Annotated in this window: 19 protein-coding genes and 1 tRNA gene; 8 read left to right on the plus strand and 12 right to left on the minus strand. The window is 73.8% G+C overall.

Annotated features, from left to right (window positions below; genetic code table 11):
- Window positions 1-190: 190 nt before the first annotated feature.
- Window positions 191-1,255: an anthranilate phosphoribosyltransferase gene (trpD, locus tag ACZ6AA_RS17165; RefSeq protein ID WP_468449891.1), complete on the minus strand. Its 1,065-nt coding sequence runs from the start codon at window positions 1,253-1,255 to the stop codon at window positions 191-193.
- A 150-nt stretch (window positions 1,256-1,405) separates the two neighbouring features.
- On the opposite strand from trpD, the gene pdxR reads away from it, so the two are divergent.
- Entirely contained in the window at window positions 1,406-2,824 is a 1,419-nt protein-coding gene (gene pdxR / locus ACZ6AA_RS17170; RefSeq protein WP_468449890.1) for a MocR-like pyridoxine biosynthesis transcription factor PdxR, read from the plus strand.
- Here pdxR and ACZ6AA_RS17175 read toward each other — a convergent pair.
- Together ACZ6AA_RS17175 and ACZ6AA_RS17180 are read right to left on the minus strand one after the other, a co-directional pair.
- Entirely contained in the window at window positions 2,811-3,404 is a 594-nt protein-coding gene (locus tag ACZ6AA_RS17175) for an anthranilate synthase component II (RefSeq protein ID WP_468483292.1), read from the minus strand. The genes pdxR and ACZ6AA_RS17175 overlap by 14 nt on opposite strands.
- A gap of 59 nt (window positions 3,405-3,463) precedes the next feature.
- Window positions 3,464-5,002 carry an anthranilate synthase component I family protein gene (locus ACZ6AA_RS17180; protein WP_471458685.1) on the minus strand — a complete coding sequence of 513 codons (1,539 nt, stop codon included), beginning with the start codon at window positions 5,000-5,002 and terminating at the stop codon, window positions 3,464-3,466.
- Between the two features lie 217 nt (window positions 5,003-5,219).
- On the opposite strand from ACZ6AA_RS17180, the gene ACZ6AA_RS17185 reads away from it, so the two are divergent.
- Window positions 5,220-6,674, plus strand: a complete 1,455-nt coding sequence (locus tag ACZ6AA_RS17185; protein WP_471458687.1) for a class II 3-deoxy-7-phosphoheptulonate synthase — start codon at window positions 5,220-5,222, stop codon at window positions 6,672-6,674.
- 82 nt (window positions 6,675-6,756) lie between these two features.
- Here ACZ6AA_RS17185 and ACZ6AA_RS17190 read toward each other — a convergent pair whose 3' ends face one another.
- The gene (locus ACZ6AA_RS17190; protein ID WP_471458689.1) at window positions 6,757-7,482 is read right to left on the minus strand and encodes a thioesterase II family protein; all 726 of its coding nucleotides are present in this window, start codon (window positions 7,480-7,482) and stop codon (window positions 6,757-6,759) included.
- Window positions 7,483-7,844: 362 nt separating this feature from the next.
- Here ACZ6AA_RS17190 and ACZ6AA_RS17195 point away from each other — a divergent pair, with 362 nt between their 5' ends.
- From ACZ6AA_RS17195 to ACZ6AA_RS17215, 5 genes are read left to right on the plus strand one after another with little or no spacing between them, the layout of a single operon-like run.
- Entirely contained in the window at window positions 7,845-8,924 is a 1,080-nt protein-coding gene (locus tag ACZ6AA_RS17195; protein ID WP_468449886.1) for a cysteine synthase family protein, read from the plus strand.
- Window positions 8,921-10,543, plus strand: coding sequence for an argininosuccinate lyase (gene argH / locus ACZ6AA_RS17200; RefSeq protein ID WP_471458690.1), 1,623 nt, complete (start codon window positions 8,921-8,923; stop codon window positions 10,541-10,543). The genes ACZ6AA_RS17195 and argH overlap by 4 nt, the downstream gene beginning before the upstream one ends.
- Window positions 10,540-11,853: an ATP-grasp domain-containing protein gene (locus tag ACZ6AA_RS17205; RefSeq protein ID WP_471458692.1), complete on the plus strand. Its 1,314-nt coding sequence runs from the start codon at window positions 10,540-10,542 to the stop codon at window positions 11,851-11,853. Before argH ends, ACZ6AA_RS17205 begins: the two co-directional genes overlap by 4 nt.
- Window positions 11,850-15,440, plus strand: coding sequence for a non-ribosomal peptide synthetase (locus ACZ6AA_RS17210; RefSeq protein WP_471458694.1), 3,591 nt, complete (start codon window positions 11,850-11,852; stop codon window positions 15,438-15,440). The genes ACZ6AA_RS17205 and ACZ6AA_RS17210 overlap by 4 nt, the downstream gene beginning before the upstream one ends.
- Window positions 15,437-16,351, plus strand: a complete 915-nt coding sequence (locus tag ACZ6AA_RS17215) for a GHMP family kinase ATP-binding protein (protein ID WP_468449882.1) — start codon at window positions 15,437-15,439, stop codon at window positions 16,349-16,351. Before ACZ6AA_RS17210 ends, ACZ6AA_RS17215 begins: the two co-directional genes overlap by 4 nt.
- Window positions 16,352-16,414: 63 nt before the next feature.
- Here ACZ6AA_RS17215 and ACZ6AA_RS17220 read toward each other — a convergent pair.
- The 6 genes from ACZ6AA_RS17220 to ehuB all read right to left on the minus strand — a co-directional run bounded on the left by ACZ6AA_RS17220 (window position 16,415) and on the right by ehuB (window position 20,674).
- Window positions 16,415-16,488, minus strand: a tRNA-Lys gene (locus ACZ6AA_RS17220).
- A gap of 84 nt (window positions 16,489-16,572) precedes the next feature.
- Window positions 16,573-17,331 carry an IclR family transcriptional regulator gene (locus ACZ6AA_RS17225; protein WP_468449881.1) on the minus strand — a complete coding sequence of 253 codons (759 nt, stop codon included), beginning with the start codon at window positions 17,329-17,331 and terminating at the stop codon, window positions 16,573-16,575.
- Window positions 17,332-17,564: 233 nt separating this feature from the next.
- A complete protein-coding gene (ehuA, locus tag ACZ6AA_RS17230; protein WP_468449880.1) occupies window positions 17,565-18,380 on the minus strand; it encodes an ectoine/hydroxyectoine ABC transporter ATP-binding protein EhuA in 816 nt (271 codons plus the stop codon).
- A complete protein-coding gene (gene ehuD / locus ACZ6AA_RS17235) occupies window positions 18,370-19,035 on the minus strand; it encodes an ectoine/hydroxyectoine ABC transporter permease subunit EhuD (RefSeq protein ID WP_468449879.1) in 666 nt (221 codons plus the stop codon). The genes ehuA and ehuD overlap by 11 nt, the downstream gene beginning before the upstream one ends.
- Entirely contained in the window at window positions 19,032-19,778 is a 747-nt protein-coding gene (ehuC, locus tag ACZ6AA_RS17240; protein WP_471458697.1) for an ectoine/hydroxyectoine ABC transporter permease subunit EhuC, read from the minus strand. Before ehuC ends, ehuD begins: the two co-directional genes overlap by 4 nt.
- Window positions 19,775-20,674, minus strand: a complete 900-nt coding sequence (gene ehuB / locus ACZ6AA_RS17245) for an ectoine/hydroxyectoine ABC transporter substrate-binding protein EhuB (RefSeq protein ID WP_468449877.1) — start codon at window positions 20,672-20,674, stop codon at window positions 19,775-19,777. The genes ehuC and ehuB overlap by 4 nt, the downstream gene beginning before the upstream one ends.
- Before the next feature lie 109 nt (window positions 20,675-20,783).
- On the opposite strand from ehuB, the gene ACZ6AA_RS17250 reads away from it, so the two are divergent.
- Window positions 20,784-21,272 (plus strand): DUF3830 family protein, encoded by a 489-nt coding sequence (locus tag ACZ6AA_RS17250; protein WP_468449876.1) that lies wholly within the window; start codon window positions 20,784-20,786, stop codon window positions 21,270-21,272.
- Window positions 21,273-21,296: 24 nt separating this feature from the next.
- Here the strand turns inward: ACZ6AA_RS17250 and ACZ6AA_RS17255 are convergent, their stop codons facing one another.
- Window positions 21,297-22,706, minus strand: a complete 1,410-nt coding sequence (locus tag ACZ6AA_RS17255) for an amidase (protein ID WP_471458699.1) — start codon at window positions 22,704-22,706, stop codon at window positions 21,297-21,299.
- Window positions 22,707-22,794: 88 nt separating this feature from the next.
- Window positions 22,795-23,727, minus strand: a complete 933-nt coding sequence (locus tag ACZ6AA_RS17260) for a D-2-hydroxyacid dehydrogenase (protein WP_468450229.1) — start codon at window positions 23,725-23,727, stop codon at window positions 22,795-22,797.
- Between the last annotated feature and the right edge of the window lie 323 nt (window positions 23,728-24,050).

The raw sequence follows: 24,050 nt of genomic DNA on the forward strand, positions 1-24,050 counted from the left end.
GGGCCTGCCCGATTCACTCGTCCCCAGCCCGGCCCGCCCGGCAGATTCACTCGTCGACAGCCCGGCCCGCCCGGCGGACTCGCCCGTCCGGCGCCCGGCGCAACCCGCCCCGCACCGACGGCCGAAGGCCCCGGTCACCCGGGGCCGTGGAGCGGTGCTCGTCGGACGGTGCTCGTCCCGGCCGTCCCGCTCACGCCCCCTGGTCGCGGCGCTTCGTCGTGACCGTCGCCCAACGGTCGAGCACGGCCGCGGCGGCGCCCGAGTCGATGGCATCGGCGGCGCGGTCCACCCCGGCGGCGATGCGCTCCGTGGCGGAGGCGGTGCTCGGCTCCAGGGCCGCGAGGCCCGCGGCGGCCGAGAGCAGGACGGCGTCCCGGACCGGGCCGCGGGCGCCCGCGACCAACTCGCGTGCCACCCGCGCGTTGTGTGTCCGGTCGCCGCCGCGCAGCGCGTCCCCGGTGGCGTACGCCATGCCGATGTCCCTCGGGTCGAAGGACTCCTCGCGCACCTCGGAGCCGGAGACCGACCAGACCGTGGAGGTAGTCGTGACCGTCAACTCGTCCATCCCGTCGTCACCCCGGAACACCAGCGCCGACACGCCCCGCCGGGCGAGGACCGCGGCGAGCAGCGGCGCGAGCCGGGCATCGGCCACGCCCACCGCGCGGGCCACCGGCGCGGCCGGGTTCGTCAGCGGGCCCAGGATGTTGAAGACCGTGCGGATGCCCAACTCCCGTCGGGGCCCGGCCGCGTGCCGCATCGCCGGGTGGAACAGCGGCGCGAAGCAGAACGTGATGCCCACCTCCTCCGCCACCTCCGCGATCTCAGGGGCGGGCAGGTCGAGCGCCACGCCCAGCTCCTCCAGGACGTCGGCGGAGCCGCACGCGGAGGACGCCGAGCGGTTGCCGTGCTTGACGACACGCGCCCCGGCTCCGGCGGCGACGACGGCCGACATCGTGGAGATGTTGACGCTGTGGGAGCCGTCGCCGCCGGTGCCGACGATGTCGAGCGCGGGCCCCGGCACGGACAGCGGCACGGCGTGCGCGTACATGGCGTCGACCAGGCCGTCGATCTCCTCGGCGGTCTCGCCCTTGGCGCGCAGCGCCACCATCAGACCCGCGAGCCGCGCGGGACCCGCGGCGCCCGACATCACCTGATCCATCGCCCAGGCGGTCTCGGCCGAGGTCAGATCCCTGCGGCTCAGCAGTGCGTTCAGCAGTTCCGGCCAGGTACGGCCCTGTGGCTCATCGGCGGTCACGGGAATTCTCCTCGAATCCTCGAAGAAGAGCACGTCCCTTTCATTCTGGAGAGCGTCGGACGCGCGTTCCAGACCACTTTCCGAGGAGCCGTACGGGCCAATTCCGAAAGAACTCCGAGGAGTTCACGAAGCGCAAGAGAGGGAGGGGCCGTGGCCCTGCACATCGCGGTGGACGTCGTCAGGGAATCGAAGCAGTCCCTGACCTCCCAGATACAGCGTTTCATCAGAAAGGAGATAGCGGAGGGAATTCTGCACCCCGGCACGCGGCTGCCGTCGAGCCGCCGCCTCGCCGACGACCTGGGCGTCTCGCGCAGCGTGGTCGTCGAGGCGTTCGGGCAGCTCGTCGCCGAGGGCTATCTGGAGGCGGTGCGGGGCGCGGGCACCCGGGTGGTGGAGCACCTGGACGCCGCGGCCGCCGCAGGACCGGTCGTGCCCGCGCTGCTCGACGAGGGCCCCGACGCCGATGTGCCCGGCGTCCGCTGGGACCTGAGACCGGGCGGCCACACCTTCGCTGCGTTCCCGCGCCGGGAGTGGCTGAGCTGCTACCAGCGGGTCCTGAACCGCGCGAACGCCACCGACCACGGCTATCCGCCGCCGGCGGGCGAGCCGGTCCTGCGCCGCGAACTCGCCCACTGCCTCGGCCGGTTGCGGGGCGTGCGCACGGCCGCGGACCAGGTGATGGTGGTCGCCGGGTTCGCGCAGACGCTGTCCCTGGTGTGCGCGACCCTGGCGCAGGACGGGGTGACGGCGCTCGGCATCGAGGACCCCGGGCACCCCGGACAGCGGCAGTTCGTGCGCGACAGCGGACTGCGCCCGGTGCCGCTGCCCGTGGACGCCGAGGGCATCGACGTCGAGGCGCTCGCCGCGTCCGGTCTGCGCGCCGTCCTGGTCACGCCCGCCCACCAGTTCCCCACCGGCGTCAAGCTGTCCGCGAGCCGCCGCGAGGCCCTGGCCCGCTGGGCGCGCGAGACCGGCGGCCTGGTGATCGAGGACGACTACGACGGCGGGCTCTGGTACGAGCAGGGCGGCGGCATCCGCCCGCTCGCCCTCCAGCGCGAGGCCCCCGACCACGTCGTGTACGCGGGCACGGCGAGCAAGACCCTCGCCCCCGGCCTGCGCCTCGGCTGGGTCGCCGCGCCCCGGCCGCTCCTCGACCGGCTGCTGCGGGTGCGCGCCCGGCAGGACCTGGGCACGGACACCCTCACCCAGCTGGCCTTCGCCGAACTCCTGCGCGGCGGCCAGTTCGACCGCCATCTGCGCCGCCTCAACGCCCGCGCCCGCAGCCGCCGCGAGGCCCTGGAGGAGGCGGTGCACAAGCAACTGCCCGGCGCCCGGGTCATCGGCCGGGCGGCGGGCCTGCACGCGTATGTGCGGCTGCCCCGGCACGTGGACGAGGCCGCGGTGGTGGCCGGGGCGCTCGCCCGCTCCGTCCTGGTGCGCGGCGGCGCGGCGTTCCACGCCCGGCCCGGCCCCACCGCGCCCGCCCTGGTCGTCGGCCACGCCCACCTGCCCCGCTCGGGCGTCACGGAGGCGGTGCGGGAGATCGCGGAGGTGGTCAGGGGGAGGTGACCGCGGCGGTGGCGGCCGCAAGCCCGAGGAAGTTCTCCATCATCGCGAGCCCCCCGTTCGTCATGATGCTCTCGGGGTGGAACTGCACGCCCTCCACGGGCAGTGTCCGGTGCCGCAGGCCCATCACGTACCCGTGGTCGAGGGCGGTGGCCGTCGTCACCAGCTGTGCGGGCAGCGGTTCGGCGACGACCAGGGAGTGGTAGCGGGTGGCTTCGAGGGTGTGGCCGAGGCCCTGGAAGACCCCGGCGCCGTCGTGCCGCACCGTGCTGGTGCGCCCGTGCATCACCTGCCCGGCCACCTCGACGCGCCCGCCGTACGCGAGCGCGATGGCCTGGTGCCCCAGGCACACGCCGAGCAGCGGCACCCGCCCCGCGAACTCCCGTACCAGCTCCACGTGTCCGGACGCCTCGGGATGCCCCGGACCGGGCCCGAGCACCACCGCGTCGGGCCCGGTCGCGGCCAGGTCGGCGGGGGAGCGGGTCAGCGAGCGCACCACCTGGGTGCGCGCCCCGAGCGTGCGCAGGTACTGGTCGATGATGTGGACGAAGCTGTCGTAGGCGTCGATCAGCAGGACGTTCATGCCGGGGGTGCCTCTCTCGTACGGGGCCGGGGGAGTGTCGTACGCGGACGGCGCGCCGGTCACGGCAGCAGCTCCGCACCGGTCAGGGCCCAGTACGCGGCGCCCATCTTCGCCAGCGTCTCGCGCCACTCGGCCTCGGGCTCGGACTGGGCGACGAGCCCCGCCGAGCTCTGCGTGGAGTAGGTCTCCCCGTCGTGCTCCACCGTGCGGATGCACAGCGCGAGTTCGCTCCAGCCGCGCACGTCGACCAGGCCGACCGCGCCCGCGTAGGCGCCGCGCCGCTCCCGCTCCAGGCCGTCGACGATCTCCATGGCGCGCACCTTCGGCGCCCCGGTCATGGTGCCCGCGGGGAACGTCGCGCGCACCGCCCGCCAGGTGTCCGTGCCCTCTGCGCCCCCCGCGCCCCCCTCCAGGCGCCCCGACACCGTCGACACCAGGTGGAAGACATGGCTGAAGCCCTCCACGGCCATCAGCCGGTCCACCGGCTTGGTGCTCGCCGTGGTCACCCGCCCGATGTCGTTGCGGCACAGGTCGACCAGCATGATGTGCTCGGCCTGCTCCTTGATGGACTCGCGCATCTCCTTGACCCGGCGCTGGTTCTCCTCCTCGTCGGGGCCGCGCCGCGCGGTGCCCGCGATGGGGCGCATCACGATCTCGTCGCCCTCGATCCGGAAGAACAGCTCCGGGCTCGCCCCGATCAGCGTGCGGCCCGCGCGCGGCATCAGATACATGTACGGCGACGGGTTGCGGGCACGCAGCCTTCGGTAGACGTCGACGGGCGTCAACGCGGTGCGGACGTCGATGCGGTGGCCGATCTGGATCTGGTAGACGTCACCGACCCCGATGTGCTCCAGGCACGTCCTCGCCCAGCCCAGGAAGGTCTCGCGGTCCACGCTGTCCCGCACGGACTCCGGCCCGGGCGCCTCGGGGACCACCACCGGCCGCCCGCCCGAAGCTGCCGCCCGCGCCGCCTCGTACGCCACCTCACGGGCCCTCGCCGGATCATCGTCCCCGAACGCCCTGCTCGCCGCCCGCAGATGACGCACCGACCCGTCCGCCAGGTCGTACCAGACGGTGTCCCGGAAGAGCGTCAGCGTGATGTCCGGGGCGCCCGGCGGCTCTGTGCGGGCGGGCAGCGCCTCCAGGTGCCAGGCGGCTTCGTACGCGAGAGACGTGAGGAAGCCGAACGCGTAGGCCGTCGTGAGCAGTTCGGTGTCCAGGGCGAACAGGCGCTGCGCGCGGGCCAGGAAGTCCCAGACCTGGTCGGCGGCGGTGAGGCGGAGCCGGTGCACGCCCGGGTCCGGCTCCCGCGGATGGTCCCTGCGCAGGCCGGCCGCGCAGGCCGCCCCGGCGAGCGCCCGGGTGAGGGCGGGCGTGCCGTCGAGGTCGACGTACCCGTCGTACACCCGGATCTCCGCGAGCCGCCCGAAGCCGACGACGGCCGCACGGCGGTCCTGGTCGGCGCCGTCGACGCTCTCGAACAGGAACACCTCGTCCTGGCCGAGGGCCGTGCGCAGCGGGACGTACAGGTCCAGGGGGTCGTGGCGGGGCAGTTCGCTCGCGGTCACCCGCACGTCGACCGGCGTGAAGTCCGGCATGGTGAACTCCTTGTGAATTCGCCGCCGTCGGCTTGTCCCACGGCTGCCTTTCCGTGCTGTCGGAAAGTCAAACAGCGGTGCCGTGAACCGTGCCAGACCAATTCCCGGGACCTGAGGCGGACCAATTCCGAATCGCTTGACCCGGACGGGGTCGCACGGATTCAGTGGTGACGCGTTTTAGTTCCTCCTGTCCTATGTCCGCACGGGGAAGGCCGTCATGGAAGACAGCGCAAGAGCCGACGCACGAGCCGGAGCGATCGCCGACGAAAGGGAAATCGCGGCGGAGAACACGGCCGCCGCATCCTGGCGGGCGTTCCCCGCCCGGCAGCAGCCCGACTGGCCGGACCCGCGCGCCCTGCGGGCCGTCACCGACGACCTGGCCGCCGCGCCGCCGCTGGTCTTCGCCGCCGAGTGCGACCAGTTGCGGCGACGCATGGCGGCCGTCGCGCGCGGCGAGGCCATCCTGCTCCAGGGCGGCGACTGCGCCGAGACCTTCGAGCGGGCCACCGCCGACGCGATCCGCGGCAAGCTCCAGACGCTGCTCCAGATGGCCGTGGTCCTCTCGCACGCCACCGCGCTGCCCGTCGTCAAGGTCGGCCGCATGGCCGGGCAGTACGCCAAGCCGCGGTCCAGCGCGGTCGAGGAGCGCGCCGGGGTCGTGCTGCCCTCGTACCGGGGCGACGCGGTCAACGGCCTGGAGTTCACCGAGGCGGCCCGCGTCCCCGACCCGCGCCGGCTGCGCGCGATGTACGAGGCGTCGGCGCGCACCCTCAACCTGGTGCGTGCCCTGACCACGGGCGGCTTCGCCGATCTGCGCCAGGTGCACGCCTGGAACGAGGGGTTCGTGGCCGCGTCCGGCGCGGGCGAGCGCTACGCACAGCTCGCCGACGAGATCGGCCGCAGCCTCGACTTCATGCGGGCCTGCGGCGTCGACACCCGGGAGCTGGCCACCGCCGAGTTCTTCGTCGGCCACGAGGGGCTGCTCCTGGACTACGAGGCGGCCCTGACCCGCACCGAGCCCGCGACCCACGCCGAACCGGCGACCCGCACCGACCCCGAGGCCGCCCCCGGATCCGGCCGCGCCTACGCCACCAGCGGCCACCTCCTGTGGATCGGCGAGCGCACCCGCGACCTCGACGGCGCCCACGTCGAGTACTTCTCCCGCGTCGCCAACCCGATCGCCGTCAAGCTCGGCCCGACGACGTCCCCCGACACCGTCCTTTCCCTGCTCGACCGGCTCGACCCGGACCGGGAGCCCGGCCGCCTCACGTTCGTGGTGCGCGCGGGCGCCGACCGCGTACGGGATCTGCTGCCCACGCTGGTGGAGAAGGTCAACGCCGAGGGCGCCCTGGTCGCCTGGGTCAGCGACCCGATGCACGGCAACACCACGACGGCGCCCAGCGGCCACAAGACCCGGCGGTTCGACACCGTCCTGGACGAGGTGCGCGGGTTCGTGGAGGTCCACCAGGAGCTGGGCACCCACCCCGGCGGCATCCACGTGGAGCTGACCGGCGACGACGTGACCGAGTGCGTCGGCGGCGGCAACGCCGTCCTGGAGGAGGACCTGCCGCACCGCTACGAAACGGCCTGCGACCCCCGCCTCAACCGCACCCAGTCCCTGGATCTGGCGTTCCTGCTGGCCGAGATGTACCGCGGGCACGGCGGGAGCTGACGCGGCGCACCCCGACGGCCCGGGCGCACTCCGACGCGGCCCGGGCACACCCCGACGCGGCCCGGGCGCACCCGCCCACGCCTCACCCCGTGCGCAGCGCGTCCTCCACGATCCGCAGCGGCGGCTCGTCCGTCAGGTAGAAGTGCCCGCCGGCCAGCGTGTGCAGCGTGACCGGGCCCCGGGTCTGCTCCCGCCAGGCGGCGGCCTCCGCGGGGCTCACCCGCGTGTCCGCCTCGCCGCGGAGCACCGTGACGGGGCAGTCCAGGAGCGCGTCCGGCCGCCCCGCGTAGCCCGCGACCATCCGGAAGTCCGCGCCCACGTACGGCATCACGAGCTCCAGGAACACCGGGTTGTCGAGCAGCTCCGCGTCCGTGCCGCCCAGTTGGGCGAGGGTGCGCAGGACGGCCGCGTCGTCCACCTCGGCGGCGCGCTCCGGGGTGCCGGTCGCCGTGTGCGGGGCGCGGGCCGCCGACGCGAAGAAGTGGCTCACCTGCGCGCCGTCGGCCTGCCAGAGCCGGGCCACCTCGTAGGCCACGAACGCGCCCATGCTGTGCCCGAAGAACGCCGTGGGCCGCCCGTCGGGCAGCGGGCGCAGCTCCTCGGCGAGGTCGCGGGCCATCGCCTTCAGGTCCGTGGCGGGCGGTTCGGCGATGCGGTCGGCGCGGCCCGGATAGCAGACCGTGTGGACCTCCACGTCCGTGAGCGCCTTGCCCCAGGAGCGGTAGAAGTACGGCGAGCCCCCGGCGTGCGGGAAGCACACCAGGCGGCCCGCCGCGAAGGGCCGTGCCTCGACTGCTTGCGTCCACACCATTGCCGTCCCCCAGTCAGCCGGTCGTCCACCGGCGTGCGACGGCACACCGGTCGGCGTCCATGATTCCACCGCCCGCTGACGGCCACCTGACCGCGGAACGTGAGCTGCGGCACCCCGACCGGGCCCGGGGCCCGGCGGCACCCGCCCCCGGCCGACGGCGGTCCGGCCTGTCAGTCCGCTGTCAGGGCCGCCCGGGATCCTGACCGAAGGAGAGGCACCGCCCTCAGCGCCGGCCTCGCGCGGAGCCCGGCCCGCGTCCCCGTGGCGCCCGCCATCCGCCTCTCGGGCTCCGCCGCCCACCCGTGGGCTCCGCCCGCCGCCGCACCGACCAGCACCACCCCGATTCCCAGGGAGCTCCCATGCCGGTGACCCCCCCGACGTACCACTCGATCACCGAGGCGCAGATGATGCCGCGCCTCGTGCGGATCGGCCCGAACCTCTACGGCGCGGTCTTCACCCTGATGAAGCTGCTGCCCGCCCACTTCATCCTCCAACGCGCGCGTGAGCGCGGCGAGCTGCACCACAACACGGTGGTCGTCGAGACCACCTCCGGCACCTTCGGCCTCGCCCTCGCCATGCAGGCCGCGCTGACCGAGCGGGAGCTGATCCTGGTCAGCGACCCGGCCATCGACGCGAACCTGTACCGCAGGCTCAGCGACCTCGGCGCGAAGGTCGAGATCTGCCGGGAGCCCGCCGCCGTCGGCGGCTTCCAGGAGGCCCGGCTGCGGCGGCTCGCGGAGATCCGCGCCGCGCTGCCGTCGACGTTCTGCCCCGAGCAGTACACCAACCCCGACAACCCCCGTTCCTACGAGCGGGTCTCCGAGCAGCTGATCCGCACCCTCGGCGCGGTGGACTGCCTGGTGGGCCCGGTCGGCTCGGGCGGCTCGATGTGCGGCACCACGCGCGGCCTGCGCGCGCACAACCCGGACACCCTCGCCATCGGCGTCGACACGCACAGCAGTGTGCTGTTCGGCCAGGACGACGGTCCGCGCACACTGCGCGGACTCGGCAACAGCCTGTGGCCCGCCAACCTCGACCACGGCGTCTTCGACGAGGTCCACTGGTGCGCCGCCGAGGAGGCGTACGCGCACACCCGCGCCCTGCACGCCCAGCACGCCCTGTTCCAGGGGCCGACGAGCGGCGCCGCCTATCTCGTCGCGCAGTGGTGGGCCCGCCGCAACCCCGACAAGCTGTGCGTGGTGATGATGCCGGACGAGGGCTACCGCTATCAGGCCACGGTGTACGACGACGCCTGGCTCGCGGACAACGGGTACGTCCTCGACCCGCGCCCCGACGCCGAGCCCGTGACCGTCGCCTCGCCCGACGAGGCGGGCGAGGCGTGGACCCGGTTCGCGTGGAACCGGCGCGGCTACGAGGACGTGCCCGGCGTGGTGCCTCGCCCGGCGGGCCGCGACCGCGCGGAACAGGTCCTGTCGTGACGGCCCCACCGCTCGGCGCCCCGGCGGCCGGGGAAACGCCCCAAGTCCCGCCCTCGGCACCAGCCTCGGAGCCGTCCCGAGCCCCGACCACCCCGGCCGCCTCGTCCCCACCCCCCGGCACCGGCCGCCTCACCGCCGTCCTCGGCCCCCGCACCCGCCGTGTCGTCTACGGCGAACCGACCCCCGCCGACATCCGCGCCGAACTGGACCTCACCAGCACCGTCGACCTTGCGCACGTCGTGATGCTCACCGAGAGCGGGCTGCTCCCCGGCCCCGCCGCCGCGGCCCTCCTGGACCGCGTCGGACGGCTGCGCGCCGACGGCTTCCGGGACCTCGTGGGCGCACCGACGCCGCGCGGGCTCTACCTCATGTACGAGGGGCACCTCGTCGCCGCGCTCGGCGCGGACGTCGGCGGCAAGCTGCACACCGGGCGCTCCCGCAACGACCTGAAGGCCACCGTCACGGCGATGCGCCTGCGCGGCGAACTCCTGGAGCTGCTCAGCCAGTTGCTCCGGCTGCAGGCGGCGCTGCTGTCCCGGGCCCGGGTCCACCGGGACGTGGTCATGCCCGTGTACACCCACTTCCAGCCCGCGATGCCCATCACCTACGGCTACTACCTCGCGGGCCTCGCCACCGCCCTCGACCGGGACGTCGCGGGCCTCAGGCACACCGTCGACGAGCTGGGCCGCCGCTGCCCGCTCGGCGCGGGCGCGGTGGCGGGCACCGACCTGCCGATCCGGCCCGGGCGCACCGCGGCCCTGCTCGGCTTCGCGGGCCCGCCGCTGCACGCCACGGACGCGGTGGCCGCCCGCGACACCGCGCTGCGGGCACTCGCCGCGGCCGCCTCGGCCGGAGTGACTCTGAGCCGTCTCGCCACCGACCTGCAGCTGTGGTCCACGCAGGAGTTCGGCTTCGTGGAGTTCCCGGAGCGGCTCGTCGGCGGCAGCTCCGCCATGCCGCAGAAACGGAACGCGTTCCTCCTGGAGCATGTGAAGGCCAAGGCCGCCGCGGCCGTCGGCGCCTGGACCGCGTCGGCGTCCGCGATGAAGTCGACGCCGTTCACCAACTCCATCGAGGTCGGCACGGAGGCCGTCGCCGTGGTGTGGCCCGCCCTCGCCGCCGTGCGGGACTCCGTGCTCCTGACCCAGGTCCTGGTCACGGGTGCGCGGCCGGTGCCCGCCCGGATGGAACAGCGCGCCAGGGAGGGCTTCGTGACCGCCACGGCGATCGCCAACCGCCTGGTCGCGCAGGGCGTACCGTTCCGCACCGCCCACCACGCCGTCGGCGCCGCCGTCCGCGACGCCGTCGACTCCGGCGCCGCCGAACTCACCGACATCACCCCGCCCGAAGGACACCCCGGCCTCGGCGGGCCGCTCCCGCCGCTCGCCGACGTGGTGGCCGACCACGACCGCGGCGGCGGCCCCGGCGAGTGCGACCAGGTCGTGGCCGCGCTGCGCCGACGGCTCGGCGCCCACGCCGACTGGGGCGCGGCCTGCCGGGCCCGGCTGCGGGACGCCGACGGCGCGCTTGCGGCGGCCGTGGCGGGGGTCGTCGAGCGGTACGGGCCCGGCCCCTCTGCGGCAGCCGGGTCCGGGGAAGCGACGGGAGGTTCGGGATGAGCAAGGGCGCGTACCTCGCGTTCGTCGAGAGCAACACCACCGGTACGGGCCGCGAGTTCTGCGCCGCCGCCCGGGCGCGCGGGCTCCGGCCCGTGCTCCTGACCCGGGATCCGGCGCGCTATCCGTACGTCGCCGAGGACGCCGTCGACGTACGGGTCGTGGACACCGGGGATCTGACGGCGGTGCTTGAAGTGTGCGGGGCGCTCGCCGAAGCCAGCGAAGCCGCTGAAGCCGCCGAAGGCACTGAAGCCGCCGCACACGGGGGTGGCGAGACCGCCGGGGGCACCGGTGGTCTCGCCGGAGTCGCCTCCAGCTCCGAGTACTTCGTGGCGACGGCCGCCCGCGCGGCGGCCAAGCTCGGCCTGCCCGCCGCCGACGGCGACGCCGTCGCCCGCTGCCGCGACAAGGGCACCCAGCGGGCGGCGCTCGCGGCCCACGGGGTGCCGGTCCCGGCGTTCGCGGAGGCCGGGAGCGTGGCGGACGCGGTGCGGGCGGCCGAGGAGACCGGGTTCCCGGTGGTCCTCAAGCCGGTCAGCGGCTCCGGCTCCGTCGGCGTACGGCTGTGCCGGGACCCGGCGGAGACCCGCGCCTGGGCCGGCCGCCTCCTGGAGCGGGCCACCGACGAACGCGGGACCCCGGTGCCCGCCCGCATCCTGGTCGAACAGGCCGTCCGGGGGCCGGAGTTCTCCGTGGAGACCCTGGACGACCGGGTGGTCGCGGTCGTCGCCAAGCACGTCGGGGCCGAGCCGTACTTCGTGGAGACCGGGCACGACGTACCCGCGCCCGTCCCCGAGGACACGGCGGCCGCCCTCGCCGCCACCGCGCTGCGGGCGCTCGCCGCCCTCGGCCTCGGCTGGGGCGCGGCCCACACCGAACTGCGCCTGACCGCGCGGGGACCCGTCGTCATCGAGGTCAACCCGAGGCTCGCGGGCGGCATGATCCCCGTCGCCGTCCGGGCCGCCACCGGCGTGGACCTGGTCGACGCGGTGATCGCGCGCGCCTCCGGCCTGGGGCCCGCCCCGGCCGGGACCGGTGCCGGGCACGCCGCCGTCCGCTTCCTGCGGGCGGCGGGGGAGGGGCGGGTCAGGGCGGTCGCGGGGCTGCAGGACGCGCTCGCCGCCCCGGGGGTCGTCGCGGCGACCGTCAGCACCGCCGTCGGCAGGGACGTGCGTGTCACGCACTCGTTCCTGGACCGCCTGGCGTGCGTCGTGGCCACCGGGCCCGACCCCGAGGCGGCGGCGCGGCACGCGCGGGACGCCACGCACCTGATCGACGTCGAGCTGGGCGAGGCCGCGGAGGGGGACCGATGACCGACCACGAGGCGCGGGCCACGCCGACGCACGAGCCGAAGCACGCCCTGGCGTACGGCCCGAAGCACACGCCCACGTACGACCCGAAGCACGTCCCGGCACACGACCCGAGGAGCGCCCCGACGTACGCGTCGACCCAAGGGCCCTCCGCGCGCCTCGCCAGGGAGCCCGCCGGCGAACCCGCCACCAGGATCCCCCGCTGGACCGCCCTCCCCGGAGGCAGGCCCGGCACCGGCACCCGCACGGCCCGGCTGCCCGCCGACGTCACCCGGGCCCTGGAGCGCACCGCCGCCGACCTGGGCGCCACCCTGCCCGCACTCCTGCTGGCCGCCCACGCCCGGGTCCTGTCGACCCTCACCAACGAACGCGACCTGCTCATCGGCTACGTACCGCACGAACAGGCAGCGTTCCAGGGGCCGTTGCGCCTCGCCGTGCCGGACTCGACGTGGGCCGAGCTGATCGCGGGCGCGGCCGGGGCGGCGACCTATCCCGGCGGGGCCCGCCCCGAGGTCACCCTCGACCTGTCGGGGCAGGACCCGCTGTCGGAGCCGGACTCGCTGTCAGGGCAGGGCTTGCTGTCAGGGCAGGGCTTGCCACCAGGGCAGGACTTGCTGTCAGGCCCGGATTCGGCGTCAGGGCCGGACCCGGCGGACGCCACCCTGCCCGACGACGGCACCGTCCTGCGCGTGCGCCTCGCCCCGGACGCGGACGGCGGGCTCGCCCTGCGCGTCACCTACGACTCGGCCGCGCTCGACGCCTCGTACGCCGAACGCGTCGCCGGATACCACCTCGCCGCACTCCGCCTGATCGCCGCCGACCCGGCCGCGCGCCACGACCGGCAGAGCCTGCTCTCGGCGCGCGAGACGGAGACGCAGCTGTACGAATTCGCCGGTCCACGCGCGCAGTTGGCGGAGCGGACCTTCGTGGCGGAGTTCCAGGACCGGGTGCGGGCCCACCCCGACGCCCTCGCCGTCGTCCACGGGGAGCGGCGGCTGACGTACCGGGAGCTCGACCGCCGCGCGAACGCCGTCGCCCACGCGCTGCTCGCGGCGGGCCTCGCGGCCGAGGGCGTGGTGGCCGTCGTCATGGAGCGCACCCCCGACTGGATCACCGCCGCCCTCGGCGTCCTCAAGGCGGGCGGCGTCTATCTGCCGGTACGCCCCGACTTCCCCGTCGACCACATCGCGGCCCAACTCGCCCGCAGCGAGGCGGCGTTCGCACTGACGGACGCGGACGGCGAGGGCCCGGCGCGGGAGGCGGCGGCCGCAGTCCTCACGGGGCCGGGTGCCTTCGCGGGGCCGACCACTCCCACCCCACCCCAGATCCTCCCCGTCCCCCGCATCCTCGCGGCGGGCGGTCCCGGCCACGCCCCCGACGTCGCCCTGACCCCCGGCCGGGCCGCGTGCATCTACTTCACCTCCGGCTCCACCGGCGCCCCGAAGGGGGCCCTGTGCGAGCACGCCGGGCTGCTCAACCACCTTCGGGCGAAGATCGACGACATGGGGCTCGCGGGTCCGGCGGGCGCGGGCGGCGGGACCGGCGGCAGTGGCGAAGTCGTCGCCCAGACCGCCTCCCAGAGCTTCGACATCTCCCTCTGGCAGTTCGCCGCGCCCCTGCTCACCGGCGCCGCCGTCCATGTCGTCGACACCGGGCGACAGCTCAGTGCGGACGGCTTCGTGGACGAGATCGTCGACGGCGGCGTCACCGTCGCGCAGGTCGTCCCCTCGTACCTGGAAGTCCTGCTCACCCACCTGGAGAGCGGGCCGCCGCGCCCGCTCGGCGCGCTGCGGGCCCTGTCGGTGACGGGGGAGGCCCTTGCCCTCGGCCTGGTCAGGCGCTGGTTCGCGCTGTATCCGCACATCCGGCTCGTCAACGCCTACGGAGCCACCGAGGTCTGCGACGACACCGTGCACGACGTGCTCGACGCCGCGCCCGAGCGCGACTTCGTGCCGCTCGGCCGCCCGCTGCGCAACGTCAACCCGTACATCCTCGACGCGAACCTGAACCTCGTGCCGCTCGGCTCGACCGGCGAGATCGCCTTCTCCGGCGTGTGCGTCGGCCGCGGCTACGTGGGCGACGAGGAGCGCACCCGGCAGGCCTTCGTGGCCGACCCGTTCCGCGCGGGCGCCCGCATGTACCGCACGGGCGACTTCGGGCGCTGGCTGCCCGACGGGCGCATCGAGTACCTGGGCCGCCACGACGAACAGGTCAAGATCCGCGGCTACCGCATCGAACTCGGCGAGATCGAGCACCGGTTGACGGCGATGCCGGGCGTGCGCGAGGCCGCCGTGGTCGTCGACGGCGGCACCACGGAGACCGCCGCCACCGCCGCGGGCCCGCGCGAGGGCACCGGCGCCCCGCGCCACCTCGCCGCCTTCGTCAGCGGCCCGGGACCGCTGCCCGCCGACCGCGTGCGCGACCACCTCGCCGCCCGCCTGCCCGACTACATGGTGCCGACCTACGTCCACCAGCTGGAGCGGCTGCCCCGCACCGGCAACGGCAAGGCCGACAAGCCCGCCCTGGTCCGCCTCGCCGGGACCCTCGGCCACGGCGGCGCCCCGCACACCGCGCCCGCCACCGCCACCGAACGGCGGCTCGCCATGCTGTGGGCGGAGGTCCTCGGCGTACCGCTGGAGCGCATCGGCCGCACCGACAGCTTCTTCGAGCTGGGCGGCACGTCCCTCGCCTCGGTACGCCTCCTCGTTCACCTCGACGGCACCCTCTCCCTCGCCCGTCTCACGGCCCACCCGGTCCTCGCCGACCTGGCCGCGGCCGTCGACGGCGCCGGGGCCCGGGGCGGTGCCCTGCTCCAGGATCTGTCCCTGGTCCGCAATCCGCGCCACACCCTGGTCTGCTTCCCGTACGAGGGCGGGAACGCCGTCAACTACCGCGCGCTCGCCGCCGAGTTGGAGGGCGAGGGCATCGCCGTCCTCGGCGTGGAGCCGCCCGGCCACGACCTCGCGGGCGCCGCGTGCCCCCTCGCGGACGTGCCCCGGCTCGCCCGCCGCGTACGGGACGAACTGGCCGCGCGCGCCACCGGCCCCGTCCTGCTCTGGGGCCACGGGGCGGGCGCCGCGCCCGCCCTGGAGACCGCCCGGCTCCTGGAGGCCGCGGGCCACGCCGTCGCCCGGGTCTTCCTCGGCGCCCAGCTCCTCGACGACCCCACCACCCTGCGCGCCCGCGCCGACCGGGCCGAGGCGGCGGACGACGGCACGCTCCTCGATGGCCTCCGCGCGGGCGGCGCGTACGTCGAGCTGGACGCGCTGGGGCCGGAGCGCGCCGAGGTCGTGGCCCGCGCCTGCCGCCACGACCTCCGGGTCGCGCACACGTACCTCCTGGGCGTGCGCGCCGACCCCGACGCGCACCGGGTGCGGGCGCCCCTGCACGTCGTCGTCGCGCGCGACGACCCGGCCACCGGGCGCTCCGCCCGGTCGCACCTCGAATGGAAGGCGGTCAGCGACCACGTCACGAGCCACGAACTGCCTCTGGGAGGCCACTACTTCGTCAGTACCCGCCCCGCGGACGCGGCGGGAGCGGTGCGGGCCGCGCTGCGCGCCGGGCCGCCGGGGCAAGGAGGAACCACGTGACCACGCACGCACACCTGTTGACCGGCGCGGCCCCGCCCGGCGCGGCCGCCGTCGGCGTCAGCGCGGCCTTCGGCACCTTCGGGGAGCTGCTCCAGGGCGTGCTGCCCGAGCGGGACGGCGACTTCCTGGTGACCCTTCCGGTCGCCCGCTGGGCCATGGCCCGCTTCGAACTCGATCGCGGTGCGGAGGAGTTGGCGGTGGTGCCGCCGCACAAGAAGAAGGCGCTCCGCCTCACCTCCATGATCATGGAGGAAGCGCGGCGCCCCGGCGGCGGCCTGCTCACCCTCGACAGCACCCTGCCCGAGGGCAAGGGCCTCGCCAGCTCCTCCGCCGACCTGGTGGCCACGGCCCGCGCGGTCGCCAACGCGCTGCGCGAGCCGATGCCGCCGCGCCGCATCGAGACCTACCTCGCCAGGATCGAGCCCACCGACGGCGTGCTCTACCCCTCGGTCGTCGCCTTCCACCACCGCAGCGTGCGGCTGCGCGCGCGGCTCGGCTCGCTGCCGTCGATGGCGGTGGTCAGCGTCGACGAGGGCGGCTCGGTGGACACCGTCGACTTCAACAACATCCCCAAGCCGTTCACCGCCGCCGACAGACGCGAGTACGCCAGGCTCCTCGACCGCGTCACCCGCGCCGTGGCCCGCCGCGACCTCGCCGAGGTCGGCCGGGTCGCCACGGCCAGCGCCCGGATGAACCAGGTCCTGCGGCACAAGTGGTCCCTGGAGCCGATGATCGCCATCTGCGCGGACGTCGGCGGCCTCGGCGTCGTCGTCGGCCACAGCGGCACGGCCCTCGGCATCCTCCTGGACACCGCGGCACCCGACTGCCACACCAAGCTGACAGCGGCGGCCCAACGCTGCCAGGAACTGGCGGGGAACGTGACGGTGTACCGGACGCTGAGCTTCGACTGAGGCGCCACCGGGCACCGGAACAGCACGAAGGGCCTCCGTGATCACGGAGGCCCTTCGCTGTCGTGCGCCGCCAGGGACTCGAACCCCGGACCCGCTGATTAAGAGTCAGCTGCTCTAACCAACTGAGCTAGCGGCGCCTGCTGACTCGAAAATAATACCTGGTCCTGGAGGGTGCTCCGGACCACCCGGGGAGGGGGCGGGGCCACCTGGCCCCGAGCCCCCTAGATCGCCAGGGACAGCAGCACCGGGGCCGCCTTCCGGTTCAGGGTCTCCGCGGCCTCGCGCAGCCGGTGGGCGTGCTCGACCGGCAGGGAGAGGGCGAGGGACCCGACCGTGGCGCCCGCGGTGATCGGGACGGCGGCGCAGACCGTGCCGACCGCGTACTCCTGGAGGTCGAGGACGGGGACCGTGGCGGCCTGGGCGTCGAGGTTGTGGAGCAGGACGCGCTCGCTGGTGATGGTGCGCGAGGTGAGGCGGGCCATCTTGTGCCGGGAGAGGTGGTCGCGGCGGGCGTCCAGGTCGAGCTGGCCGAGCAGGCTCTTGCCGACGGCGCTGGCGTGCGCGGAGACCCGGAAGTCCACCCATTCGTTGACCTTGGGCGTGCGCGGGCCGTCGGCGAAGTCGGTGACCCGGATCTCGCCGTCCACGTACCGGCTGACGTAGACCGCGGCGCCGATGGAGTCGCGCAGGCCGCCGAGGGTGTGCCGGAGCTTGTCGCGCAGCGCGAGGGCGCGGTCGTGGGCGGAGCCGAGGCGGGTGAGCGAGGCGCCCGTGACGTACGCCCCGTCGGTGATCTGCTCGACGTACCCCTCGCGGCGCAGCATGCGCAGGAGGGCGGCGAGCTGGGTGGCGGGCAGGGCGGCGCGCCGGGTCAGCTCTTCCTCGGTGACGCCGGTGCCCCGGCGCGCGACGATTTCGAGCACCCGCAGGGCGTTCTGCACCAACTGGTGGGCCGTCGTCGACTCGCGCTGCACCGCCACGGCTTCTCCCTGATCCCCTGAGCCTGAGATGGAACGGTTCCGGACAGCTGGACACTGTCCACGATAACCGCCAAATACCCCCTGGGGAGGGGGTGTTGACCACAAGAGTGGCGCGTTTCCGACTCGCTGAACAGGAACGCGCCACTCTGGCATATGCCAGGTGAATACACCGGCGCCATGGCCTCACGCGTTGCGTGCCGTGCTCACGGCACCGCCCGGCACGACGCCCGTGCTCAGAGGACCGCCGAGAGGAATCCCCGCGTCCGCTCGTGCTCGGGCTCGGTGAAGATCTTCTCCGGCGGCCCGGACTCGATCACCCGGCCCGCGTCGAACATCAGTACCTGGTCGGAGATGTCCCGGGCGAAGTTCATCTCGTGGGTCACGCACAGCATCGTGATGTCGGTGGTGTGCGCGATGTCCCGCAGGACGTCGAGGACGCCCGCCACCAGCTCCGGGTCGAGCGCGGACGTCACCTCGTCCAGGAGGAGCACCTGCGGCCGCATCGCGAGGGCGCGGGCGATCGCGACGCGCTGCTGCTGGCCGCCGGAGAGCTGCGTCGGGTAGGCGTCGCAGCGGTCGCCGAGGCCGACCAGGTCGAGCAGGTCCCGGGCCCGCTGCTCCGCCTCGTCCTTGGACAGGCCGAGCACGGTGACGGGCGCCTCGGTGATGTTGCGCAGCACCTTCATGTTCGGGAAGAGGTTGAACTGCTGGAAGACCATGCCGATGTTCTTGCGGACCTCGCGCACGTGCTTCTCGCCCGCCGGGACGAGCTTGCCGTTCTTCTCCTCGTGCGTCAGATACTCCCCGCCGACCTTGATCGTGCCCTCGTCCGGCTTGAGCAGGGTCATCAGCAGCCGCAGGATCGTCGTCTTGCCGGATCCCGACGGGCCGATCAGGGTGACGTGCTTGCCGGAGGCGACGGAGAAGTCCAGCTCGTCCAGGACCGTGTTGGACCCGAAGCGCTTGACGACCTTGTCGAAGCGGATCAGCTCGCTGCCGTCCACCGCAGGGTTCGGCTGGTCCTTGGTGAGATTCGTGTCAGCGGACAAGACGGCGCTCCAGGGCTCGCAGGAGGAGGGAGGACGGGTAGGCGATGAGGATGAAGGCGACACCGACGACGGTCAGCGCCTCGGTGTACTGGAAGGTCTGCGCGGCTTCGAGACGCGAGCGCTGCAGGAGTTCCAGCACGCCGATGCTCGCGAGCAGCGGGGTGTCCTTGAGCATCGCGATCACGTAGTTGCCGAGCGCCGGGATCACGCGCCGGATCGCCTGCGGCAGGATCACCGCGGTCCAGGTGCGCGTGTACGACAGGCTGAGCGCCTTGGCCGCCTCCCACTGGCCGACGGGCACGGCCTCGATGCCCGCGCGGTACACCTGCGCGGTGTACGTCGAGTAGTGCAGGCCGATCGCGATGGTGCCGGTCGTCATCGCGGAGTACTGGATGTCCCACTCCGGCAGCACGAAGTACAGGAAGAAGAGCTGCACGAGCAGCGGGGTGTTGCGGATGAACTCGGTGACGATCCCGACCGGCCAGCGGACGAACCGCGTCGGCGCCCGGAACGCGAGCGCCCAGACGAGGCCGAGCCCGAACGAGATGAGCGAGCCGAGCGCGAGCACCTGGAGGGTGACGAGCAGCCCGTCCCAGAAGTGCGGCATGAAGTCGGAGACGGCGCCCCAGTCCCACTTGTCCGTACCGTCGTTCATGAGGCACCCCCGTTCTGCTTCACCGCGTGGGTCAGCTCGTTCGTCGACTGGCGCAGGCTCAGCCTGCGCATGATGCCGACGCCCGGCTCGGGCCGCTGCCCGATCCCGGCCTTGGCCCGGCGCTCCAGGATCCGCATCCCACGGGTCAGCAGGAACGCGAGCACGAAGTAGATGACCAGCGTGATCGAGTAGATCTCCGCGCTCTCGGTGGTGGCGAGCCGCACCAGATAGGCGGCGAAGGACACGTCACCGATGCCGAGCAGCGACACCAGGGCGGTGCCCTTGAGCAGTTCGATCAGCAGGTTGGAGAACGGCGGGATCATCTCCGGCACGGCCTGCGGCAGCAGGATGAGCCGCATCCGCTGCCACGGCGTGAAGCTCAGCGCGACCCCCGCCTCGCGCTGTGCGGGTGCCACCGCGTTCAGGGCGCCGCGGACGACCTCGGCGCCGTAGGCCCCGTACGACAGACCCAGTGCGAGCACGGCCGCCCACATCGGGACGAGCGCCCAGCCCGCGAGCTGCGGCAGCACGAAGAAGATCCAGAACATCAGCACCAGCGCCGAGGTGCCGCGGAAGATCTCGGTGTAGAACCCGGCGAAGAAGCGCACCACACGCAGATGGTGCGTGCGCGCGATGCCGACGGCGAAGGCCACGACGGTGGCGAGCGCCGCGCTGTAGAGCGTGAGCTGAATGGTGATCCAGATGCCCGGAAGTACCCAGTGTTCCCACAGTCCCGCTGTCATTTGCACAGCTCCTCTGCGGTCAGGGTGGTCATCTCGTCCTTGGTGAAACCGAACCGTTTCAGCACCCGGAAGAGCTCGCCGCTCTTCTTCATCTTGTGGATCTCCACGTTGAAGGCGTCGCGGAGCTCGGTGTCGTTGGGGCGGAAGGTGAAGCCGCCGCCGTCGACGTGCTTCTTGCCGTCGACGAGGGGCGCGAACGCCTCGGTGGCCTCGGCCTTGCGGCTCTTCTTCACCACGCCGCGCGCGGTCAGCGCGGTGCCGCCGAACACGTCGATCCGTCCGGCCTCGACGGCGTTGAGCCCCGCCACCGGGTCCTGGAGGATCACGATGTCGCTCTCCTTGTACCCGGCGTCGACGGCGTACGCGATCTCGGCGTAGCCCGTCCCGGTCCCGAACTTGGCCTTCTTCTTCACGACGTCGGCGTAGGTGTGCAGCCCCTTCGGGTTGCCCTTGCGCACGATGAAGGCGTCCAGCATCTGGTACTCGGGATCGGAGAAGATCACCTGCTGGCAGCGCTCTTTGTTGATGTACATGCCGGCCGACACGACATCGAACTGCTGGGTCTTGAGCCCGGGGATCAGCGAGCTGAAGTCGGTGGCGACGGGCTGCACGTCGTCCACGCCGAGCCGCTTGAAGATGATCTTCGCAAGCTCCACCGCCTCACCGGTGAAGTCGCCCTTGTCGTCGATGTAGCCGTACGGGGCCTCGCCCGCGATGCCGAGCCGCACCGTGCCCTGCGACTTCAGGCGGGCCAGTGTGTCGCCCGTCGGCACCCGGCTGCACGCCGTCGCGCCGAGCGCGCCCGCGCCCAGGACGGCGGCGGAGGCGAGCACGGATCTCCGGCGCACGCCGGGTGCGCGCTCTGTCTTGTTTGGGTTCCTCGATGGTGGAGCCATGGCCGCGCGGCTACCCGAGTCGACACGAGATATGCCGTTGAATTTCGGCCCCTGATCCGATCGTTGCGCACTTGACGTGAGCCTCGCCCCGGAGGGAACCATGGGGCGCATGGCAGACCGATACATCGAAGTCTCCCTCGCCAAGCGGGGAGTTCAGGCCACGGCGAAGCTCCTCGACGACCGGGCCCCGGTGACCTGCGCGGCGGTCTGGGACGCGCTCCCCCTGGGCGGAGAGGTGTTCCACGCGAAGTATGCCCGGAACGAGATCTACGCCCTGTTCCCGGCATTCGCCCCCGAGGAGCCCCCGCTGGAGAACCCCACCATCACCCCCATCCCCGGCGACCTGTGCTATTTCACCTTCTCCGGCACAGAGCTGGGCACAAAGTCCCACGGCTACGAGACGGCCCAACAGGGCACCATCGTCGACCTGGCCCTCTTCTACGAACGCAACAACCTCCTGATCAACGGCGATGTGGGCTGGGTCCCCGGCATCGTCTGGGGCCAGATCGTCGAGGGCCTGGAGGAGATGGCGGACGCGTGCAACGACTTGTGGAGGTCGGGGGCGCTGGGGGAGACGCTGAACTTCCGGCGGGCGTGAGAATGGTTTTTAGCCCCCTCCCGGTTACGGGAAGGGGCGGGGCTGGGGGACGCCCCGCGCGGCGCCCCCGCCGTACAGCGCCTGCGCCACCCGCAACACCAGCGCGTCCGCATGCCGAGCGGCCACGATCTGCACCCCCACCGGCAACCCGTCCCCATCCACCCCACAGGGCACCGTCGCAGCGGGCTGCTGCGTCAGATTGAACGGATACGTGAACGGAGTCCACCCCGTCCACCGCCGAAGCCCGGACTTCCCCGGCACCTCGACCCCCGCCTCGAACGCGGTGACCGGCAACGCGGGCGTCACCAACAGGTCGTACGTCTCGTGGAAGAGCCCCATCCGCCGCCCCAGAGCCATCCGCACATCCACGGCGGCCAGATAGTCGAGCGCACTGGACCGGGCCCCCTGCGCACAGATCTCCCGCAGCCCCGGGTCGATCAGCTCCCGCCGCCCGGGCGGCAGCTGCTGCACGACCCGGGCCGCCCCGCTGAACCACAGCGTGTGGAAGGCCTCGACGGGATCGGTGAAGTCGGGATCGGCCTCCTCGACGTACGCGCCGAGCGAGGCCAGCACCCCCACCGCGTCCCGCACGGCCGCGGCGACGGCGGGCCGCACCGCGACCTGCCCGCCGAGCGAGGGCGAGTAGGCGACCCGAAGCCCCCGCACCCCGCCGTCGAGCCCGTCCCGGAAGCTCCCCGCCGTCGGCCCGAGGTGCGACCAGTCCCGCGCGTCCGGCGCGGAGATCACGTCAAGGAGCAGCGCCGCGTCCGCCGCGTCCCGCGTCATCGGCCCGACGTGCGCGAGCGTCCCGAACGCCGACGCCGGATACAGCGGCACCCTGCCGTACGTGGGCTTGAACCCGAAGATCCCGCAGAACGCGGCCGGGATCCGCACCGACCCGCCGCCGTCCGTGCCGAGCGACAGCGGCCCCGCGCCGAGCGCCACGGCGGCCGCGCTGCCGCCGCTGGAGCCGCCTGCGGTGCGCGAGGGATCGTGCGGATTGCGCGTGACGCCGTGCCGGGGGCTGTCCGTCACGCCCTTCCAGCCGAACTCCGGCGTCGTCGTCTTGCCGACGAACACGGCACCGTGCTCGCGCAGCCGCGCCACCGAGGGCGCGTCCTCGTCCCAACGGCCCTCCTCCGCCACGGACTTGGAGCCCCGGAAGGTGGGCGCGCCGCGCTGCAGCAGGAGGTCCTTCACCGTCACCGGCACCCCGTCGACGAGCCCGGCGGGCTCACCGCGCCGCCAGCGCTCCGCGCTCTCCTCGGCCCCGGCGAGCGCCCCCTCGGGGTCCAGCCGTACGAACGCGTTGACGACCGGCTGGATCTCCTCGGCCCTGCGCAGCACCGCACGGGTGACATCCACGGGGCTGAATTCGCCCTTGCGGTAGCCATCGACGAGTTGTACGGCGGTGAGGTCCGTGAGCTCGGTCATGCGTGCTCCTTCAGGAGACGGGGGCGGGGCAGGCGTCGACGACGGCCGGGCGTCGGCCGTTCGGTGCCCGTGCGCGGGCGCGGAACGATCAGTGCCCAGGGACATACCCACGTTTCTTGTCGACCACGTTCGTCAGCGGCCGGCCCGCCTCCCACTGGCCGTACAACGTCACGAACTGCGCGCCGAGTTCGTCCCGCCAGCCGACCGTGTCACCGCTCATGTGCGGCGAGACGATCAGGCCCGGAGCGGTCCACAGCGGGCTGTCCGCGGGCAGCGGCTCCCGCTCGAAGACATCGAGCGCGGCACCCGCGATCCACCGCTTCGACAGCGCGGCGGCCAGGTCGTCCTCCACGACGAGCTGGCCCCGGCCGACGTTGATGAAGTGCGCCGACGGCTGCATGACGCCGAAGCGGCGCACGTCGAACATGCCGCGGGTGTCGTCCGTCAGGGGCGCCGCGCACACCACCCAGTCGGCGCGCGCGAGCAGCCGGTTGAGGTCGTCCGGGCCGTGCACGCCGGTGCGCGGGGCCCGCCCGACCAGCGCGGGGGCGATGCCGAGCGCCTTCAGGGTGCGGGCGACGGCGCGGCCGATCGGCCCCGAACCCACCACGCACGCGCGCGTGCCCGCGATCCGCCGGCTCTCGCGGTGCAGCCAGGTCCGCTCCCGCTGGAGGTCGAGGGTGCGCGGCAGATCCTTGGCCATGGCGAGCACGAGCGCGGCCACGTACTCGGCGATCGGCTCGTCGAACACGCCCCGCGCGTTGGTCACCACCGCGTCGGACGCGGCGAGTTCGGGGCACATCAGATGGTCGACGCCCGCGCTCGCGGTGTGCACCCACGCGGGCCGCGGCCCCTCCCCGGGCCAGGCGCGCCGCACCGCGTGCGAGAGGAAGTCCCACACCAGGAGCACATCGGCGTCCGGCAGCCGCTCCGCGAGGGTGTCCTCGTCGGCGTGCAGCACCCGGGCGCGCCCGGTGAGGGAGCCGAGGCGGGGCGGGGGCGCGGGGGAAGGGGCGTCCAGTACGAGAACGGTGGGGACGGCGGGGACAGGGGGAGCGGTGGGGGGCGCGGGGGCCTCGGCAGGCGCTGCGGCCCGCGCCCCGGTGCTCCGGGGCACGCCCTCACCGGGCACCGTGCTTCCGGAAGCCCCGCCCCCGGAGCCCCCGCTTCCGGCGCGCGCGGCGCTCTCGGAGCCACCGCTTTCGGACATGGCAGAGAAACCGTTTCGCAACGAGAGCCCGCTTCCCTGGGAGAGCGTCAGGACGACACCGCAGCGTCCCGGCGGCCGACGTTCTCAGCCGTCTGAGATGTGCGGATTGACCACGCTGGCACCCCAACCTACCT

The sequence above is a fragment of the Streptomyces sp. NPDC040610 genome (assembly GCF_055594065.1).